The organism is Geobacillus sp. YHL (assembly GCF_022341265.1).
Lineage (GTDB): Bacteria > Bacillota > Bacilli > Bacillales > Anoxybacillaceae > Geobacillus > Geobacillus thermoleovorans.
The window spans coordinates 99738-116409 of record NZ_JAEIGB010000003.1; the positions used below are offsets into that span (position 1 = coordinate 99738).

13 protein-coding genes are annotated in these 16672 nt (G+C 56.1%); 6 read left to right on the forward strand and 7 right to left on the reverse strand.

Going from position 1 to position 16672, the window contains the following annotated elements:
- Positions 1-165: 165 nt before the first annotated feature.
- Genes addB through JCR24_RS04950 form a run of 4 tightly spaced genes read left to right on the forward strand, consistent with a single transcriptional unit; the run spans position 166 to position 11938 of the window.
- Positions 166-3669, forward strand: a complete 3504-nt coding sequence (addB, locus tag JCR24_RS04935) for a helicase-exonuclease AddAB subunit AddB (RefSeq protein WP_286365221.1) — start codon at positions 166-168, stop codon at positions 3667-3669.
- Complete coding sequence (gene addA, locus JCR24_RS04940; RefSeq protein ID WP_238980189.1) at positions 3670-7398, forward strand: helicase-exonuclease AddAB subunit AddA; 3729 nt, start codon at positions 3670-3672, stop codon at positions 7396-7398.
- Between the two features lie 20 nt (positions 7399-7418).
- Positions 7419-8597, forward strand: a complete 1179-nt coding sequence (locus JCR24_RS04945; protein WP_238980190.1) for an exonuclease SbcCD subunit D — start codon at positions 7419-7421, stop codon at positions 8595-8597.
- Entirely contained in the window at positions 8594-11938 is a 3345-nt protein-coding gene (locus JCR24_RS04950; RefSeq protein ID WP_238980191.1) for an SbcC/MukB-like Walker B domain-containing protein, read from the forward strand. Before JCR24_RS04945 ends, JCR24_RS04950 begins: the two co-directional genes overlap by 4 nt.
- A 232-nt stretch (positions 11939-12170) precedes the next feature.
- Here JCR24_RS04950 and JCR24_RS04955 read toward each other — a convergent pair whose 3' ends face one another.
- From JCR24_RS04955 to JCR24_RS04985, 7 genes are all read right to left on the reverse strand, one after another.
- Entirely contained in the window at positions 12171-12392 is a 222-nt protein-coding gene (locus tag JCR24_RS04955) for a spore germination protein (RefSeq protein WP_011230188.1), read from the reverse strand.
- Positions 12392-12790: a spore germination protein GerPE gene (locus tag JCR24_RS04960; protein WP_014195025.1), complete on the reverse strand. Its 399-nt coding sequence runs from the start codon at positions 12788-12790 to the stop codon at positions 12392-12394. Before JCR24_RS04960 ends, JCR24_RS04955 begins: the two co-directional genes overlap by 1 nt.
- Positions 12787-12978 carry a hypothetical protein gene (locus JCR24_RS04965; RefSeq protein ID WP_020755034.1) on the reverse strand — a complete coding sequence of 64 codons (192 nt, stop codon included), beginning with the start codon at positions 12976-12978 and terminating at the stop codon, positions 12787-12789. Before JCR24_RS04965 ends, JCR24_RS04960 begins: the two co-directional genes overlap by 4 nt.
- A 2-nt stretch (positions 12979-12980) precedes the next feature.
- Positions 12981-13577, reverse strand: a complete 597-nt coding sequence (gene gerPC / locus JCR24_RS04970; protein WP_015374057.1) for a spore germination protein GerPC — start codon at positions 13575-13577, stop codon at positions 12981-12983.
- A gap of 82 nt (positions 13578-13659) precedes the next feature.
- Complete coding sequence (locus tag JCR24_RS04975) at positions 13660-13872, reverse strand: spore germination protein GerPB (RefSeq protein WP_013146201.1); 213 nt, start codon at positions 13870-13872, stop codon at positions 13660-13662.
- Positions 13873-13887: 15 nt separating this feature from the next.
- On the reverse strand, positions 13888-14109 hold the full coding sequence (locus tag JCR24_RS04980) for a spore germination protein (protein WP_011230193.1): 222 nt from the start codon (positions 14107-14109) through the stop codon (positions 13888-13890).
- A gap of 70 nt (positions 14110-14179) precedes the next feature.
- The gene (locus JCR24_RS04985; protein WP_011230194.1) at positions 14180-14404 is read right to left on the reverse strand and encodes a spore germination protein; all 225 of its coding nucleotides are present in this window, start codon (positions 14402-14404) and stop codon (positions 14180-14182) included.
- A 150-nt stretch (positions 14405-14554) separates the two neighbouring features.
- Here JCR24_RS04985 and JCR24_RS04990 point away from each other — a divergent pair, with 150 nt between their 5' ends.
- The gene (locus JCR24_RS04990) at positions 14555-14779 is read left to right on the forward strand and encodes a spore germination protein (protein ID WP_013523085.1); all 225 of its coding nucleotides are present in this window, start codon (positions 14555-14557) and stop codon (positions 14777-14779) included.
- 211 nt (positions 14780-14990) lie between these two features.
- Positions 14991-16586: a fatty acid--CoA ligase gene (locus tag JCR24_RS04995; protein ID WP_238980192.1), complete on the forward strand. Its 1596-nt coding sequence runs from the start codon at positions 14991-14993 to the stop codon at positions 16584-16586.
- Positions 16587-16672 lie beyond the last annotated feature (86 nt).

Sequence of the window (16672 nt, forward strand, 5' to 3'; positions counted from 1 at the left end):
CCAACAAGTCGCTGACATGTCGGCTGGCTCCACAAAAAGAAACAAACGTTAACGTTTCAGATTGCCTCTATATAACCCGCGGCCGGAAGGGCGTTTTTTTCTTCCTAAAAGCGAACATACGTGCTAAAATAAAACAAATAAAGGAAACGAATGGTGGTGGATACAATGTCGCTGCGGTTTTTGCTCGGACGGTCAGGAAGTGGGAAAACGGCTGTCTGCCTCGAAGAAATTCGCCGCCAGTTGCAAGAGGATCCAAAAGGAAGGGCGATCGTCTATCTCGTTCCGGAGCAAATGACATTTCAATGCGAATACGCGTTGATACATACCGAGGGAGTGGGCGGGATGATTCGCGCCCAAGTGTTCAGCTTCACCCGTCTCGCTTGGCGCGTGCTGCAGGAAACAGGCGGCATGACCCGGTACCATATTCATGATGTTGGTGTGCAGATGATGATCCGCAAAATTATTGAGCAACGCAAACAAGAGCTGAAACTGTTTGGCCGCGCGGCGGACAAACATGGGTTTATCGAGCAGCTGAACGAAATGATCACCGAATGCAAACGGTATTGCCTGACGCCGGGCGAACTCCGCCGACATGCCAAGGCGTTCGAGGATGGGCCAAGCCAGCCGGGCCGCCGCTTGCTCGCTGACAAGTTGAGCGATGTCGCGCTTGTGTATGAGGAACTTGAGCGGAGTCTTATCGGCCACTATCTTGATTCGGAAGATTATTTGCGCTTGCTCGCTGAGCATATTCCGCGCTCAAGTTATTTGCGGGATGCCGATATTTACATCGACGGCTTTCATCATTTTGCGCCGCAAGAATATATGATCATCGAACAGCTTCTTCGCCATTGCCGGCGCGTCACCGTTTGTTTGACGATCGACCGCCCGTATGACGACGGAATGCCGGACGAACTTCATCTCTTTTATTTGCCGGCGCAAACGTACCGCCAGCTGAGGGAGTTGGCGCTAAGCAATGACATTGCGATCGAAGAGCCGATCGTGCTTTCGGCCAACCGACGCCATGAAGACAGGGCGCTCGTTCATCTTGAGGCGCAATTTCACCGACGCCCGTTGCTTCCATATGGTGCAAAGACCGATGCCGTCCATCTTTATGAGGCGTCCAATCGCCGAGCGGAAATCGAAGCGGTCGCACGCGAAATCATCCGCCTTGTCCGCGATGAAGGGGCGCGCTATCGCGACATTGCGCTGATCATCCGCCAGACGGAGGCGTACCGCGATCTGGTGAAAACGGTGTTTTTTGATTTTGGGATCCCGTATTTTATGGATGAAAAAGAACCGATGCACCACCACCCGCTCATTGAACTCGTGCGCGCTGCCTTAGAGACGGTCGTGACGCGTTGGCGATATGAAGCGGTGTTTCGGGCGGTGAAAACGGATTTGCTTTTTCCAACGGACGGCGATCTGCACATGTGGCGCGAGGCGGCCGACAAGCTCGAAAACTATGTGCTTGCTTACGGAATCAAAGGGGATAAGTGGACAAACAATGAGCGCTGGGCGTATCGGCGCTATCAGGCGCTTGACGGTTTGAACGTACCACAAACGGACGAAGAGCGGCAGTTTGAGGACATGCTCAATGAATGGCGCGAGGCGTTGGCCGCTCCGCTTCGCCGGTTGGAGCGCCGTCTGCGTCGGGCGGAGGACGGACGCGGGTTTTGTATGGCATTATATCTGTTTTTGGAAGAATTGCAGATTCCAAAAAAACTAGAGAAAATGAGCGCACAAGCGGAAGCGGACGGCCGCCTCGTTGAAGCGCGCCAGCATGAACAGGCGTGGAACGCCGTCGTCGATTTGCTTGACCAATATGTAGAAATGCTCGGGACAGAATCACTGCCGCTCGCTGAGTTTGTCAAGATTATCGAGGCTGGGCTCGATCGGTTGGAGTTCTCCCTTGTGCCGCCGGCGATGGACCAGGTGATCGTCGCTCAGCTTGATCGCTCTCGTTTAATTGACATCAAGTATGCGTTCGTCATCGGCGCCAACGATGGCGTTATTCCAGCAAAAGTGAAGGAAGACGGGCTGATGGCGGAAGTGGAGCGCGAGCAGCTGCGTGAGTTGGGAGTGGCGCTCGCCCCAGGGGGGCGGGAGCAGCTGTTTTATGACCCGTTTTTTGTCTACTTGGCACTTGTTTGTCCGAGCCGGCGGCTGTATGTTACATATCCGCTTGCTGATGGGGAAGGGAAAGCGTTGATGCCGTCGCCGCTCATCAAGCAGCTTACGGAACTGTTTCCGCATGCGCCGGTGCATCTGTGCGGCAACGACCCGTTCGACGCCCCGGCAGAAAAAGCAGAGGCGTTCGTGACCGCGCCGCGGGCGACGCAAACGTATTTGATCAGCCAGCTCCGAGCGTGGAAGCGCAACTACGGCATCGATCCGCTTTGGTGGGATGTGTATAACACGTTCATCGGCCATCGGGACTGGAAGGAGCAGGTGCGGCATGCCGTCTCCGCGCTCTTTTATACAAACGGAGCGACGCCGCTCAAAAAACAGTGGAGCCAGCGGCTGTACGGCAAAAAAATTCAGGCGAGCGTCTCGCGCATGGAGCAGTTTCAAAAATGCCCGTACGCCCATTTCGCATCGCACGGGCTGCGGTTGAAAGAGCGCAACGTTTTCCGACTTGAGGCGCCGGATGTTGGGCAATTGTTCCATGCCGCCATCAAGCAAATCGCCGACCGGCTGCGCGAACAGCATCTTGATTGGCGCGAACTGTCAAGACCAGACTGTGAACGGCTGTCGGCCGAGGCGGTCGAGCGAATCGCCCCGCTCATCCAGCAGCAAGTGCTCTCAAGCTCTCATCGCTATGAATATATGAAACGAAAATTGAAACACGTCGTTGCCCGTACAACCCATGTGTTAAGTGAGCATGCGCGGGCGAGCGGTTTCGTTCCGATCGGACTTGAGCTGTCATTCGGCCCCAATGGCGACCTGCCGCCGCTTCGGTTTCGACTGCCCGACGGAACAGTGATGGAGCTTGTTGGGCGGATCGACCGCGTCGATAAGGCGGAAAGCAGCCAAGGAGTGCTTCTTCGCATTATCGATTACAAATCGAGCGCGAAAACGCTCGATTTGACGGAAGTATATTACGGCTTGGCGCTGCAAATGCTCACCTACCTGGACATCGTGCTGACGTATGCCGAACAGCTCGTCGGACAGCCGGCCTTGCCAGCCGGGGTGCTTTATTTTCACATCCACAATCCGATCGTTCAAGCGAAGCAATGGGTGGATGATGAGGTGGAAATGGCGAAAAAGTTGCTTGAACCGTTTCGGATGCGCGGGCTGTTGCTCGCTGACGTCGAGGCGATCCGGTTGATGGACGGCCGAACGGAAGACGGACAATGGTCGCTGATTGTGCCCGCTCAGCTTACGAAAAGCGGGTCGATCCATTCGCGTTCGTCGGTGGCGAGTCCATCCGACTTTGCCGCGCTCCGCCAGCATGTCCGCCGTTTGTTCATCGACATCGGCGGGCAAATCGCCGACGGCGTCGTGTCGATCGCCCCGTACAAGTTGAAAGATAAAACAGCGTGCGAGTTTTGCGTTTTCAAACCGGTCTGCCAATTTGATGAGGCACTCTCCGGCAACGAATACCGGAAGCTTGCCCCGCAAACGAAGGAAGCGGTCATCGAAAAACTAGCGGAAGGGAAGGAAGGATAAATGAACGCCACGATTCGCCCGAAGCCGGCTGGGAGCCGATGGACGGATGAACAATGGAAGGCGATCGCCGCGGGCGGCCGAGACATTCTTGTCGCCGCGGCGGCCGGATCCGGGAAAACGGCCGTTCTTGTCGAGCGGATCATTCAAAAAGTGACGGCGGAAGAAGGAGCGGTCGATATCGATCGGCTGCTTGTCGTTACCTTTACCAATGCGGCAGCCGCGGAGATGAAAGCAAGAATCGGCGAGGCGCTCGAGCGGGAATTGGCCAAGCGTCCGCATTCGCTCCATTTGCGACGTCAACTCAGCCTGCTTCCCCGCGCCGCGATCTCGACGCTCCATTCCTTTTGCTTGGATGTCATTCGCAAATATTACTATTTGCTTGATTTGGATCCGTCGTTTCGCATCGCGGATGAAACGGAAATCGAGCTGTTGAAAGAGGATGTCCTTGAAGAGCTGCTTGAGGAGGAATATGGAAAGCCGGACAACGAGCGGTTTTTCGCTGTCGTGGATGCCTATACGGGCGACCGGAGCGATGCGGAGCTGCAGGAGATGATTGTCGCCCTTTATGAATTTTCCCGCTCCCATCCGGAACCAGATGAATGGTTGGCCGGTTTGACCTCGATGTATGATGTCGATGAACGAACAGATATAAAGACGCTGCCAGCAGCCCGCTATATCGCGCAACATGCTGCGATGGAGCTGGCGGCGGCCAGACGGCTGATCCGAAGGGCGCTTGAGCTTGCTGAAGAGCCGGGCGGACCGCGTCCGTACGCGGAGCGGCTGCGCGAAGATCGAGATATGATCGCTGATTTGGAAACGCGTCTTTCTGGACCGTGGGCCGAGCTGCATCGCGCGCTAAAGGCGCTGTCGTTTGGGCGGCTGCCGGCCTGCCGCGGCAAGGACTATGACGAGCGGCTGATCGACGAAGCCAAATCGCTGCGTGATCAGGCGAAAAAGAAAGTGGAGGCGCTGCGCGACAATGTGTTTTCGCTCGATCCATCCGTTTGGCTCCGCCATATGCGGGAAATGAAGCCGATCGTTGAAACGATCGCTAACCTTGTCCGCCGTTTTGCCGTCATGTTCCAAGCGGCGAAACGGGAAAAAGGAATCGTTGATTTTTCTGATTTGGAACATTATTGTTTGCATATTTTGCGGCGGCGTGATCCGGAAACGGGCGAATGGCAGCCTTCCTCCGCCGCCTTGGAATACCAGGCGCAGTTTGATGAAGTGCTTGTTGACGAGTATCAAGATACGAACCTCGTTCAAGAAGCGATTTTGCAGCTGGTGAAAAAAGGGAGCGAACGAACAGGCAATTTGTTTATGGTCGGCGACGTGAAACAGTCGATTTACCGATTCCGCCTTGCCGAGCCGATGCTGTTTTTGGACAAATACAAACGATTCACCGCCGACGGGGAAGAAGGGGGGATGAAAATCGACCTCGCGAGCAACTTCCGCAGCCGCCGCGAAGTGCTTGACGGGACGAATTTTCTGTTTGCGCAACTCATGGGGGAAACCGTCGGCGAAATGGTTTACGACGAAGCGGCGCAGTTGAAATACGGCGCCGATTACCCGGAAGGGGAGGATGCGGCGCCGGAAGTCATGATCATCAACCGGCAGCGTGCGGCGGAAGAGGACGAAGAGGAAGCGGCTGAATGGGAAGCGGCGGAGCTCGAGGCGCGGCTGATGGCGAAAAAAATCAAAGAGATCGTTTCCGCTCCGTTTTATGTATACGATCGTTCGAGCGGGCAGCCGCGGCGCGCCATGTACCGTGACATCGTCATCCTTGTCCGCTCGATGACGAATGCGCCGCAGATGATCGAGCAGCTGCAGGCGCAAGGCATCCCGGCGGCCGCGGATTTGTCATCCGGCTATTTTCAGGCGACGGAAATTTCGATCATGCTCTCACTGTTAAAAGTGATCGACAACCCGCACCAAGACATTCCGCTCGCCGCGGTGCTCCGGTCGCCGCTCTTTCGTTTTGACGAGAATGAGCTCGCCATGATTCGCCTCGCCGATCCAAAAGGCACGTTTTATGAAGCGCTCTGTTCGTTTCGGCAAAAGCCGGCGGAAACAAAAGAGGAGGCCAACGCCCAAAGGAAAGCGGCGGCTTTCTTAGAGCGGCTCGAGGGCTGGCGTACGATGGCGCGCCGCCGCTCATTAGCTGATCTCATTTGGCAGCTGTACCGCGATACGCAATTTTACGATTTTGTCGGCGCACTGCCGGGCGGCAGGCAACGGCAGGCGAACTTGCGCGCTTTGTACGACCGCGCGCGGCAGTACGAGTCGACGTCGTTTCGCGGCTTGTTTCGCTTTCTTCGCTTCATCGAGCGGCTGCAAGAGCGCGGCGACGATTTAGGGGCGGCCCGGCCGCTCGGCGAGCAGGAAGACGTTGTGCGCATCATGACGATTCACAGCAGCAAAGGATTGGAATTTCCGATCGTGTTTCTCGCTGGGCTGGCTCGTCCGTTTCATACACGTGATTTGCACCACCCATATTTGCTCGATAAAGAGCTGGGCTTTGCCGCCCGCTTTGTCCACCCGCGGCTGCGCATCAGTTATCCGACGCTGCCGCTGTTGGCCATCCAAACGAAAAAGCGGCTTGAACTGCTCGCGGAGGAGATGCGCATTTTGTATGTCGCGCTCACAAGGGCAAAAGAGAAGCTGTATTTGTTGGCGTCGGTCAACGATGCGGCCAAGGAGATTGAAAAATGGAAAAGCGCTGCTTTGGAACGCGGCTGGCTTCTCCCCGACGATGTGCGGGCTTCGGCCCGCTCCTACTTGGATTGGATCGGCCGGGCGCTCATCCGTCATCGGGATGGGGGGGCGCTTGCGGGAACGAAGGCGCCTGAAGAGGTCGCCTCTCACCCGTCTGTATGGCGTGTCGCCATCGTGCCGGCCGCCGATTTGCGCGGCGCAGAGGCTGTGAGGGAGGAGATGGATGGCGGCGTGCTTCTTGCCCTCGAACAAGGACGACCCGTTCCCGTAGAAGGAGGGTGGCAGAAGGAGGTCAAACGCCGCTTGTTGTGGCGGTATTCGTATGAGAAAGAAACGGCCGTGCGCGCCAAGCAATCGGTGTCAGAACTTAAAGAACAGCGCGCGCTCTTTGGCGAGCAAGCGGACGAATGGCGGCCGCGACAAGGGACGGCTCCGGTGTTTTCTCGGCCGCGTTTCATGCAGGAGAAAACATTGACGCCGGCCGAAAAAGGGACGGCGCTCCATATCGTCATGCGCCATCTTGATTTGCAGGCGCCGCTTGATGAATCGTCGATCCGCAGTCAGATCGTCCGCCTTGTCGAAAAAGAGCTGCTGTCGGCAGAACAAGCCGAGGCGGTCGATCCAGCGGCCATCGCTGCCTTTTTCACTGCAGATCTTGGCCGCCGCCTTTGCGCCGCCCGCGAAGTGCACCGTGAAGTGCCGTTCAGCTTGGGACTTAAAGCGGCTGAACTGTACGGCGGCGAAGGGACGGAAAGCGGCCGGCGCGTCCTCGTGCAAGGGGTGATCGACTGCGTGTTTGCCGACGAATGCGGCTATGTGATGATTGACTATAAAACGGATGAAGTCGTCCACCGTTTTGCTGGGCAAAAGGAAGAAGCGGCTCGTTTTCTGCTCGGCCGCTACGGGACGCAAATGCGCTTGTACCGGCGGGCCATCGAGCAAATTTGGCGTGCGCCGGTGGCGGAATGCTATTTGTATTCGTTTGACGGCGGGTTTGTTGTGGCTGTTGAGTGATGCAAGGGGGGAAAGAGAGAATGCGGATTTTGCATACCGCGGACTGGCATTTTGGGAGAACGCTCGAGGGGCGGAGTCGGATGGCCGAGCAAGAGGCATTTGTTGATGAGCTTGTGGAGATTGTCAAGAAAGAACAAATCGACATCATCCTTGTGGCCGGCGATGTATTCGACTCCGTCAATCCGCCGGCGGCTGCGGAACAACTGTTTTATGAAAGCCTCGCCCGCCTGTCCGACAAAGGACGCCGCCCGGTGGCAGTCATCAGCGGCAACCACGACCACCCCGACCGGATCAGCGCTGCCCGGACGTTGATGTGTGCGCACAACATTTTTCTTTTCGGCCGCCCGCAAGCGGCTGTTTGCCGGATTGACGTTCCATCGTGCGGCGAAACGATGATGCTTGCTCCGTTGGCCTATCCGTCCGAATCGCGCCTCGCCGAGCTGTTGTCATCCGACTGTAAGGAGACGACGATGCGCGATCGGTACGATGACCGCATCCGCGCCCTATTAGCGGCGATGGCCGCCTCGTTCACGGCGGAGACCGTCAATATCGCGATGAGCCATCTTTACGTTGCCGGCGGACGTACGTCCGATTCCGAGCGGCCGATTGAAGTCGGCGGCGCTTATACGGTGGCGGCTGAGAGCTTGCCGAAAGCCGCGCAATATGTGGCGCTTGGCCATCTGCACCGGCCGCAGGATGTCAAGCAGGCAAAGACGGCGGCGCGCTATTCCGGCTCGCCGTTGGCGTACAGCTTTTCCGAAGCCGGTCAAGCCAAATCGGTCACGGTCGTTGACGTGCATCCAGGCAGGAAGGCCAAGGTGGCGGAGATACCGCTCGCTGCCGGCAAACCGCTCATCCGTTGGAAGGCGACAGAGGGGCTCGCTCAAGTATACCGCTGGTGTGAGGAAGGAAGAGACCGATCAAGCTGGATCGATTTGGAGATCCATGTGACCGAGTCGTTGACAATGGAAGAAATTGATCGGCTGCGTAAGCTTCATCCCGGATTTGTCCACATTCGCCCGGTGCTTCCCAATCGGGCGGAAGAGATGATGGAAATGAGCCGCGAGCCGCTTTCACTTGAAGAAATGTTTCACCGCTTTTACGAACGGCAGACTGGGGGACAAACGCCGGATGAAGAGCTCGTCCGCCTCTTTTTGGAGCTGGCGGCGGAAGAAGAGAAGGAAGGGGAGGGAGAATGAAGCCGATCTCGCTGACGATCGCCGGGCTTCATAGCTTTCGTGAAAAGCAGACGATCGATTTCACCGCACTGTGTGAGGGCGGTGTGTTCGGCATTTTCGGGCCGACTGGAAGCGGCAAATCAACGATTTTAGACGCCATGACGCTCGCCTTGTTCGGCAGCGTCGAGCGGGCGGCCAACCGCACGCAGGCGATCATCAACCACGCGGAGCAAGAGTTGTTTGTCTCGTTTACGTTTGAGCTGGAAAATGCGGCAGGAGCGAAACGGTATACAGTCGAACGAAGCTTAAAAAAAGTGGACGAATGGCGGACGCGCAGCGCCGTTTGCCGCCTGATCGAGCATCGGTCCGAGCCGGTCGTGCTCGCCGATAAACTGTCGGAGGTGGACAAGGCGATCGAGCAATTGCTCGGCTTGACGATGGAGGATTTCACCCGGGCGGTCGTCTTGCCGCAAGGAAAATTTGCCGAATTTTTATCGCTCAAAGGGTCGGAGCGGCGGCAAATGCTGCAGCGCCTCTTCCATCTTGAGCGGTATGGCGATCAGTTGAATAAAAAGTTGAAAGACCGGCTTGCCGCCGCTCGGCAAGAATGGGAAAAAATCGAAGCGGAAAAAGCGGGGCTTGGCGATGCTTCAAAAGCAGCGCTCGAGCAGGCAGAGGCGGATGTGCGGGAGCTCGCGGGGCTGTTTGCCAAGCGAAAAAAAGAGCTTGAGGAAGTCGAAGCAGATGTGGAACGAACAAAACAACGATGGGCGTGGCAGCAAGAAAAAGAAGCGGTCGAACAAGAGCTCGCCGCGCTGCGCCAACATGAATCCGCCATCCGCGAGCTTGAGGCGAAAAAGGAGCGCGCCGAGCAAGCAGAGCGCATCTGGCCGTATTGGGAGCAGTGCGAGCAGGCATGTCGCTTGCGGGCAGAGGCGTTTCGTCGGTATGAAGGACTGGCGCGTCGGTTAGAAGAAGCCCAATTGAGCTATGAAGAAGCGGCGCGGCGTTATGAACGGGCGCGCCAAGAAAAGGCGCAGCGCGAACCGGAATTGCTCGTCCAGATGGAACGGCTGCGGCAGGCGGCGCAGCTTGAGCAGCAAATGGAAGTGCTTGGACAGGAGCTCGCAGCTCTTCGTGAAGAGAGGAAGCGACTCATTGCCCAGGAGAAGGCAGCTGCACGCCGGTTTGAAGAGGCGTCGGTCTGGTATGAGCGCGGCGCGAAGCGGCAGCGGGAGTTGAAAGAAGAACTGAAACAGCATGAAGAGGCGCTGGATGGAAAAGATGAGGCAGAGCGGGCGTACAGGCAGAAGCAGCATATTGAGCAAGCGGCGTCAGCCATCGCTCGCGTCGATGCCCAACTTCAGCAAAAGGAGGCCGTTTGGCGTCGGGCGAAAGAGGAAAAGTTGGAGCGGGAACGCCGATCAGCCGCTGTCGGCTCCCGGCTTCAAGAGCTGTTCCGGCGTGTGGAGCGGACGTATCGTTTCGTCTGCTGGCGGCAGCAGGATGCTGAAAAACAATTGTATACGTTGCAGAAAACCATGGAGGCGGAGCGACAGCGAGCCGAAGAAGCGCGGACGGCGCAAATCGCCTCCGCCTTGGCTGAGCGGCTCCGTCCCGGCGAGCCGTGTCCAGTGTGCGGATCGCGCGAGCATCCGCATCCGGCCGCCGCACCGCACGATGTCCAACTTGAGCGTCTGTCCGAGCTTGAGGCAGAGCGGCAGCGGTATGAACAAGATTGGCAAATGATCATTTCGTTCAAGGCGCAGCTCGAGCAGCTTGCCGAGCTGGCGGCAGGCCATGAAGCGCCGCCTGTGTTTGCCGAAAGCCGCTCGGTGGAGGAGGTCGTCGACCTCACTGTGGAAGTGCGGGCGCTTGCGCAAGATGTCATTGAATTGAAAGAAGCGGCCTACCGGGTGCTTGCCCAATGGAATGAAGCCGAGTCAGCGCGGCGCGAAGCGGAGAAAGCGTGCCAATGGATAGCGGCGGACATCGAAGCGCTGCAAGTTGAAAAGCAGCGGCTGGAGGAAGAGCGGCGGCAACTTGAACAGCAATGGCGGCAGATGTATCCTTTCCATTCGCTTGAGACGATCGATGCGGTGTATGAACAGCTGTGTGAACTGGAAAACGTGCGGCGCGACGTGCAAAAACGGCTGGAGGACAGCGTGCTGTTTTTAGAGGAAAAACAGCGGGCGAAAGAGGAAGCGGCCAAAGAGCGGAGCCGGCTTGAGACGGAGCGGGTGCGTCTTGACTCGCTGATTAGTGCCAAACAGCAGCAATGGAACGAATATGAGCGGCAACGGGGCGAGAAGGCGGGGGAAGGTCCTGCGGCCGTGCAGCTTCAGAAGGCGGAGGACGAATGGCGCCAGCTGCAAAACGGCGAGCAACAGGCGTATGAGGCTTGGCAGCGAGCCCAGCGGGAATATCAAATGCTTGAAAGCGAAACAAAAGCAGCCAAGCAGGCGTGGGAAGAAGGCGTCCGCCGCGAAGAAGAGGCGCTCGCTCGCTGGCGCGGCGCGCTTTTGGACACCATGTTTGCCGATGCCGAACAAGTCAAGCAAGCAAAGGCGGAAAAAGCGCAGCGAGATGAATGGGATGAGGCAATCCGCCGCTATTGGCGCCAAATCGGGCAAGCCGAACATCGCCTCGCCCAGCTGGCCGCCGCCATCGGGGGGGCGGCAGTGAGCGCTGAACAATGGGAGACGATGCAGCGTGTATACGCCGAGTTGAAGGGGCAAGTGGAGGCGATGACGCAGCAGCTTGGGGCGGCTCAAGCGAAGGTGGAAGAGTTGAGAAAAAAACATAGCCGCTTTGTTGAACTGGAGGAGAAGCAGACGGAGCTCAGCCGGCGCATCGAGCGGTATAAACAGCTGCAGGCGCTGCTTCGCGGCAACAGCTTTGTCGAATTTATGGCTGAAGAGCAGCTCGAGCAAGTCACCGCCATGGCTTCGGAACGGCTGCAGCGGCTGACACGGCACCGGTATTCGCTCGAATTGGATTCGCAAGGCGGGTTTCTGATCCGTGATGATGCCAATGGCGGCGTCAGACGGCCGGTATCGACGCTCTCGGGTGGGGAGACATTTTTGACGTCACTGTCGTTGGCGTTGGCGTTATCGGCGCAAATTCAGCTGCGCGGCGAGTATCCGCTCCGCTTTTTCTTCTTGGACGAAGGGTTTGGCACCCTCGATGCTGAGCTGCTTGAGACGGTCATTTCCGCCTTGGAAAAGCTGCATACCGAGCGGCTGGCGGTCGGCGTCATCAGTCATGTACAAGAAATTCGCCACCGTCTGCCGCGACGGCTCATCGTCGAACCGGCTGAACCGTCCGGACGCGGCACGCACGTCTGGCTGGAAATGATGTGAATGGCTCGCCCGTTGAGCTGAACGGGCTTTAGGGGAATAATGGAGAGATGCGGTCGCAAAAGGTTGGTTTCCTTTCGATCAAGCACAATGTATGGTTTTTTAGATATAGAGGTAAATAAGCAAAGGTGTCCGGATCCTTTTGGGACACCTTCTCTTTTTGGTTTCGGCAGCGTTCGGCTGATAAGGTTGATGTTGGCAAGTGAAAGGTGAGGGGATTCGTTTTCTGCAACGTTCAGTTGTTGGCGGCCACGTTTTGGTCGGATACATCTGGATCAAACGCGTTTGTAAAGCTGATCGCGTTGTTCGTCATCACAAAATCGCCGGTGTTGAACCCGCCGGATCCGGCTTGCGTTTTCGTGGCGACTTTCGGCGCGATGTACAGACAGTCGCCCATTTGGACGACAGCTCCGCTGCTGACGTTGTTGATTTTAATCGGGCCGACAAACGAAGGCATTATAAATCCCTCCCTCTTGTTGGCGCGCTCGACTCAGAGCCGGCCAGCTGGCGGATATGTTTAATTCTTGCCTCTGCCTCCGCTGTCGAGGTCGAGCCGATATGGACGATGGCGGACGAAGAAATGGCGAGCACGCGCACAGACTGAACGGAAATGACCGGGGACTCATGGAGCGTTTGGCGTGCGGCTGCCGGCGGTGGAGAAATCCAGCGCGGGATCGGCTTCGCAAAAACAGGGAATATTTGTTCTCCTTCTGGGCCAAAAAACAGTTCATATTGCCGCTGAACGGCAAAGGAGCGCGTGCGGGCGGAAATTCGCTCTGAGTCGCCGATTTGCAGTACGGAGCCAATGATCAGCGTTTCCGCATGAAATGCCTGCACTACTGACGTTCGTTTCACGGTGCTTCCCCTCGCGTCGGTACAAGTGGGACAAACGGACCGATGATGAGCGATTCAGGCGGTGTGTCAAACGCTGATGACAAGTGAATCGCATCGGCGTCGCCGATTAAAAACAGCGAGGCACTGGCGACGGCCACGAGGCGGATGTCGCCAACATGCAGATGACGATTGATCACTGTATAATTCACGTCTATCCCTCCTTTGAAGGCAAATGTTTCAAAAACGCATCGAGCGATTGTTCGATATCGGCTTTCACTTTTTGAAAAATTTCATTTTCGACTGCTTCATCGCGGTCGCCGGACGGAACGTAGCCATGGTTGGCTTTCTCTTGCAAATAGAAGCGGATGCGTTCGTCTGTTTGCCGGGCGATGTCTTGCAAAATGAACTGGCGGTACGTATCGTCGAGGCGGCGGCCGTATTGCTGCTCAAGGCGTTTTAACGTTTCCGACGCTTCCCCGTTGAGATAGGCGGCCACTTTTTCTTGAATCGGGCGCAACAGCACCGGTTCCGGCTTTGGAATTACGGTTTTGACCGGTTCGACGGCAAAGTCTTCAATTGTACCGCCGGCTCCGGGCGGAGCGATCCCGATGTTTAGCGTTCCTTCGAGCGTTTCCACTTTGAGCTGGTCAAATTTATATTCAATTCGTTCGATCGATGTGCGCGGCTGAGCCTCCATTTCCCGAAGCCGGGCTTCGAGTGCGTGGAGACGGCGTTCCAGATCCCGTATTTTTTTTGTTTGCCATAATAAATAGCGGTGCAGCTTGACGAAATACTCGTAAATGCTCATTGTGCACCATCATCCTCTCCAAAGAGCCCTCTTACTTCAATATATGGACGGCCTTTCGCTCTCATCACTTTTTTCGCTGAATTTAGCGGGTGGCTGAATGGAGAGGAACGAGAGGAGCGGATGCACCGGGCGGCACGGTCGCCTGTGGGGCCGGACCGGTGAATCCGCCGGTGTTGGCAAGCGTTGAGAGCGCTTGAATGCTTCCGGCGCTGCCGATTTGCAAAACAGATGAATTGGTGACCGAGCCGATCCGCAACTGGTGGATGCAGATGCTTTGGCTGATGTAAACGTGCACCCTCCTTCTCCTCCTTCAAACGTTTCCGACGACATTTTCATCGGCGACATCGGCGTCATTCGTATTGGTATTGCTGTAATAGTTATAGATATGAAGCCCGTCGCCGGTGTTAAACGAACCGGCGCCAGCGAACGTTTTCGTCACGCTTTGCGGGGAAATCGCAAACACATCGCCAATATGGAACACGCCGCTGCTTCCGATGCTGTTCAGTTTGACGACTCCGACAAAAGCCGGCATGTGGGCATGCTCCCTTCCTTGTTTTCTTCGTTGATACTAGTGTATGGGCGCAAGCTGCGAAACGTTCGCTTTAATTGTTGGCGGCATTATTTGAGTCGAACACATCCGGATCGCCGGTGTTTGTAAAGCTGACGAACGTATTCGTCTGCAGGAAGTCCCCGTTGTTGCCGCCGCCTGAGCCGGTATTGGATTTCAACGTGCTCTTTGGTGTGATTTGCAAGACGTCGCCGAAATTCACCGTGCCGTCGCCGCTGACATGGGTGATTTTAATTGGACCGCTGATAAATGAAGGCATGAAGAGCCCCCTCCTTTTTCGTCGTGTCGCTATCGTTATTGTATGAAAACGGAGAAAAAACGGTTCAATGCGGGGTGAGAGTCCAATTGAGGAAAGCAACTCCCGCGTATGATAAAGAAAGGGAACGGGCAGAAAGGAAGGGGAAAGGGGATGCCAGCAATCGTCATTGGTGGGATCAAAGTGACGAACGTAAGCGGCAATGGCACTGTCAACATGGGCGATGTGCTGCAAATCGCTCCGAAAAGCACCACGAAGTCAAACTCAGGTGCCGGCGGCGGCAATACTGGCGATTTCTTGCAAACGAATACGTTTTGCAGCGTCACGAATACGGTCGATCCGGATGTCTCCGACGCCGGGGTGAAAGGAAATAACTAGCTATTGTCGAGACGACTCCCCTAGCGTTCGTTTTTGGAAAAAAGAAGAAACCAGGTTCTTTTTTGGCGCAATGGAGTGGACTATCCAAGAAAGAGGGCTGGCTTCAAAAGTCATTTTACGACTTTTGGGACGGCCCTCTTTTTCTTTATGCCATCTTTGTTATATAATACAATTGTGAATTTTCTAAAACATAAAACAGGGGGATGGGAGAATGAATGCGCCGCTCGTGCTCCATCACTTTTTCGATCGCGCCGTGGCTCTCTATGGGGACAAGACAGCCATGATTTGTTCGGGGCGGACGGTGACGTATCGTGAGCTTGGCGAACGAGTGTCGAGGCTTGCCAACGGGCTGCGGGGGCTTGGCGTTCGCAAAGGCGACCGCGTGGCGTACTTGGCGCCCAACACGCTCGAGATGCTCGAAGGGTTTTACGGTGTGTTTGAAGTGGGAGGGGTGATGGTGCCGCTGAATACGCGGCTGAAACCGGATGATTACGTTTTTATTTTGAATCACAGCGAAACGAAAGTGTTGTTTGTGGATCAGGAGCTGTACGGGCTGATTGCACCGGTCAAAAACAAGCTTGAAACGGTCGAGGAGATCATTGTCCACCATAAAACAGAGGCGGCGATTGATGAAACCGCTTACGACGAATGGCTCGCCGCCCAGTCGTCAGCGCCGGTTCCGCGCCCGATGATCAATGAGAACGATATATGCAGCTTGCTATATACAAGCGGGACGACAGGCAACCCAAAAGGAGTCATGCTGACGCATCGGAACAACTATTTGCATGCGCTTGTGACGATGCACCATTTGCGTGTGTCCGACCGCGATACGTATTTGCATGTGTTGCCGATGTTCCACGTCAACGGCTGGGGGGCTCCGTTTTATTACACCGCCAACGGGGCAACGCAAATCGGTTTGCGTAAAGTCGATCCGAAAGTCATTTTTGATCTTGTCAAGGAACATCAGGTGACGGTTATGCATATGGCTCCGACTGTGCTCAATATGTTGCTGCAATATTATGAGCAATATCAACCAGATGTCCCGGAAGGCGTGCGGGTCGTCATCGCCGGTTCTGCGCCGCCGCCGGCGTTTGTCGCACGCGTTGAGGAAAAGCTCGGCTGGGAGTTTATCCAGGTGTACGGCATGACCGAATCGTCTCCGCTCACCACCATTTCGCTTATCCGCCCGCAGCTTGACGGGCTGCCTGCCGAACAAAAGCAGCGGCTGAAAGCGAAAGCCGGCTATCCGATGATCGGCTGCGAGGTGAAAGTCGTCGACGAGAATGGAGAGGAAGTGCCGAAGAATGGACGGGCGATCGGTGAGGTGATTGTCCGCAGCCATGGCGTCATGAAAGGATATTGGAAAAACGAAGAAGCGACCGCCGCAACGATCCGCGACGGCTGGCTGTATACCGGCGATATGGCGACCGTCGATGAATACGGGCATATTGATATCGTTGACCGGAAAAAGGATATTATTATTAGCGGAGGGGAAAATATTTCGTCGATTGAAGTCGAAGGAGCGCTTTATGAGCATCCGGCTGTGCTTGAAGCGGCCGTCATCGCCGTGCCGCATGAAAAATGGGGGGAAACGCCGCATGCGTTCGTCGTCGTTCGACCGGGGCATACGGTGAGCGAAGAGGAGCTGATCGCCTTTTCGCGGGAAAAGTTGGCCCACTTCAAAGCGATCACGGGTGTAACGTTTGTGGATGAGCTGCCGAAAACAGCCTCCGGAAAAATTCAGAAAGTACACTTGCGCCGCCAATATTGGGATGCAATTGGAAAATCGGGCCGCTATGTCAACTGATGATACAGGCATGCGCCTTCAGACGGGCAGAGGAGAGCGCATCGAATGAAATGGATAAGGCGGCGGGCGTGCCGGCAAGGCGGTAA